The 1,922-nt window shown below is 66.5% G+C and carries 3 protein-coding genes and 4 tRNA genes; all 7 read left to right on the top strand.

What is annotated here, in order from left to right:
* Positions 1 to 7: 7 nt before the first annotated feature.
* Positions 8 to 427, top strand: a complete 420-nt coding sequence (locus D7W79_RS41640) for a hypothetical protein (protein WP_120530710.1) — start codon at positions 8 to 10, stop codon at positions 425 to 427.
* A gap of 6 nt (positions 428 to 433) precedes the next feature.
* On the top strand, positions 434 to 1,234 hold the full coding sequence (rlmB, locus tag D7W79_RS41635; protein ID WP_120530709.1) for a 23S rRNA (guanosine(2251)-2'-O)-methyltransferase RlmB: 801 nt from the start codon (positions 434 to 436) through the stop codon (positions 1,232 to 1,234).
* A 126-nt stretch (positions 1,235 to 1,360) separates the two neighbouring features.
* A tRNA-Thr gene (locus D7W79_RS41630) sits at positions 1,361 to 1,433 on the top strand.
* 82 nt (positions 1,434 to 1,515) lie between these two features.
* Positions 1,516 to 1,599: transfer RNA gene (locus tag D7W79_RS41625), tRNA-Tyr, on the top strand.
* A 9-nt stretch (positions 1,600 to 1,608) separates the two neighbouring features.
* Positions 1,609 to 1,684: transfer RNA gene (locus D7W79_RS41620), tRNA-Gly, on the top strand.
* A 21-nt stretch (positions 1,685 to 1,705) separates the two neighbouring features.
* A tRNA-Thr gene (locus D7W79_RS41615) sits at positions 1,706 to 1,781 on the top strand.
* Positions 1,782 to 1,797: 16 nt separating this feature from the next.
* On the top strand, positions 1,798 to 1,922 hold a 125-nt coding region (locus D7W79_RS41610; protein ID WP_233588040.1), incomplete at its 3' end, for a GTP-binding protein.

The raw sequence follows: 1,922 nt of genomic DNA, 5'->3' as shown, positions 1-1,922 counted from the left end.
CCCGACCCTGGCCCCCCTGCTGCTGACGCTCGTCGGCGCGCCGGTGCTGGCCCAGGACGTGGACCCCGCCACCCTCTATGAAGTCACCACCGAGGGGACGTCCACGCAGGTGAAGGCCGGAGGGCAGGGCACGTTCATGCTCGCCATCAAGTCGAAGCCTGGCGCCCACGTCTCCGACGAGGCCCCGCTGAAGCTGGAGCTGACGGGCAAGCAGCTGACGCCCGCCCAGAAGACGCTGACCCGCGAGCAGTCGGTGGCGAAGAAGGCCGCTGGCCAGCAGTTCGTGGATCCGCGCTTCGAGGTCCCGTTCACCGCGGTGTCCGCCGGCAAGGGCACGCTGGACGCGACGCTGACCTTCTTCATCTGCACGGAGAAGATCTGCGCCCGTCAGAAGAAGACCTTCTCGCTGCCCGTGGAGGTTCAGTAACCCCCCATGCGAGAGCGCTCCCCCAAGCCTTCCGGTGGCGAACGCGGCGGCCACGAAGCCCCGCGCTACGTCCATGGTGTCAACCCCGTGCTGGAGGCCCTGCGCGCCCACCCGGACGCGGTGGAGCGCCTCTTCATCGTCGACGGGCAGGTGGGCGCCAAGGCCGCGGGCGAGCTGCTCAGTCGCGCGCGCGACGCGGGCGTCCGGGTGGAGAAGGTCGGCCGGGAGCGGCTGACCTCCATGGCGGAAGGCGGCGTGCACCAGGGCGTCGTCGCCGAACTGCGCGGCTTCCAGTACGTCGAGTTGGAGGACGTACTCGACGCGGCGAAGGCCAAGGGACAGCCCGCGCTCGTCGTCGTGCTCGACGGCATCCAGGATCCGCACAACCTGGGCGCCATCATCCGCTCGGCCCACGCGCTCGGAGCCCACGGCGTCGTCCTGGCCAAGGACCGGGCCGTGCAGGTGACGGGCACGGTGGCCAAGGCCTCTGCGGGCGCCGTCGAGTACTGCCCCATCGCGCGTGTCACCAACATCTCCCGTGCCCTGGAGCAGCTGAAGGAAGCGGGCCTCTGGGTCGCGGCCGCGGACATCGAAGGCGCCGAGCCCTTGTGGAGCGCCCGGCTGGACGGGCCCCTGGCGCTGGTGGTGGGGGCCGAGGGTGCGGGCGTGAGGGAAGGCGTCCTCAAGCACTGCGACTTCCGCCTCCGGATTCCCATGGGCGGTCAGGTCGGTTCATTGAATGCGTCGGTTTCCGCCGCGATTCTGCTATACGAGGTCGCCCGTCAGCGGGGCCGGCCTTCCCGCTGATGACCCCGGATCAATCTCCTTGACTTGGAGAGTGGGGGCTTCTAAAAGGTCGCGCCTCTCAAGTCGCTGCCGAGGGGTTGACGGTCCGCTCGGGATGAGGTAGGGCGGGGCAGTTGCTGGATGGATGCCGGTGTAGCTCAGTCGGTAGAGCAACTGATTTGTAATCAGTAGGTCGCGGGTTCAAATCCCGCCGCCGGCCAGGTAGGACGGGCCGCGGATAAGGGCCCGGGACGCAGCAGGATGAGGTAGAGAGCAGCACGCAGCACCACAAGCGAATATCTGGAGAGATGCCCGAGCGGCCAAAGGGAGCAGACTGTAAATCTGCCGGCTCTATGCCTACGGTGGTTCGAATCCACCTCTCTCCACTCGGCAATGCGGGAATAGCTCAGTTGGTAGAGCGTCAGCCTTCCAAGCTGAATGTCGTGGGTTCGAATCCCATTTCCCGCTCCAACCGTTGTAGTGCATCGCCAAGCCCTGATAGCTCAGTTGGCAGAGCGCGTCCTTGGTAAGGACGAGGTCACCAGTTCAATCCTGGTTCAGGGCTCCATTTTTCGAGGAGTGTCATGTCCAAGGAAAAGTTCGATCGCAGCCTGCCCCACGTGAACATCGGAACGATTGGGCACGTGGACCACGGCAAGACGTCGCTGACGGCGGCCATCACGAAGGTGCTGGCGAAGACGGGCGGCGC

Source organism: Corallococcus exercitus (assembly GCF_003611585.1).
Lineage (GTDB): Bacteria > Myxococcota > Myxococcia > Myxococcales > Myxococcaceae > Corallococcus > Corallococcus exercitus.
This window is presented reverse-complemented; position numbering and strand designations above follow the sequence as displayed.

Coding starts and splice junctions, on each gene's coding strand:
- rlmB (WP_120530709.1), top strand. CDS start 434: ATGCGAGAGCGCTCCCCCAAGCCTTCCGGTGGCGAACGCGGCGGCCAC.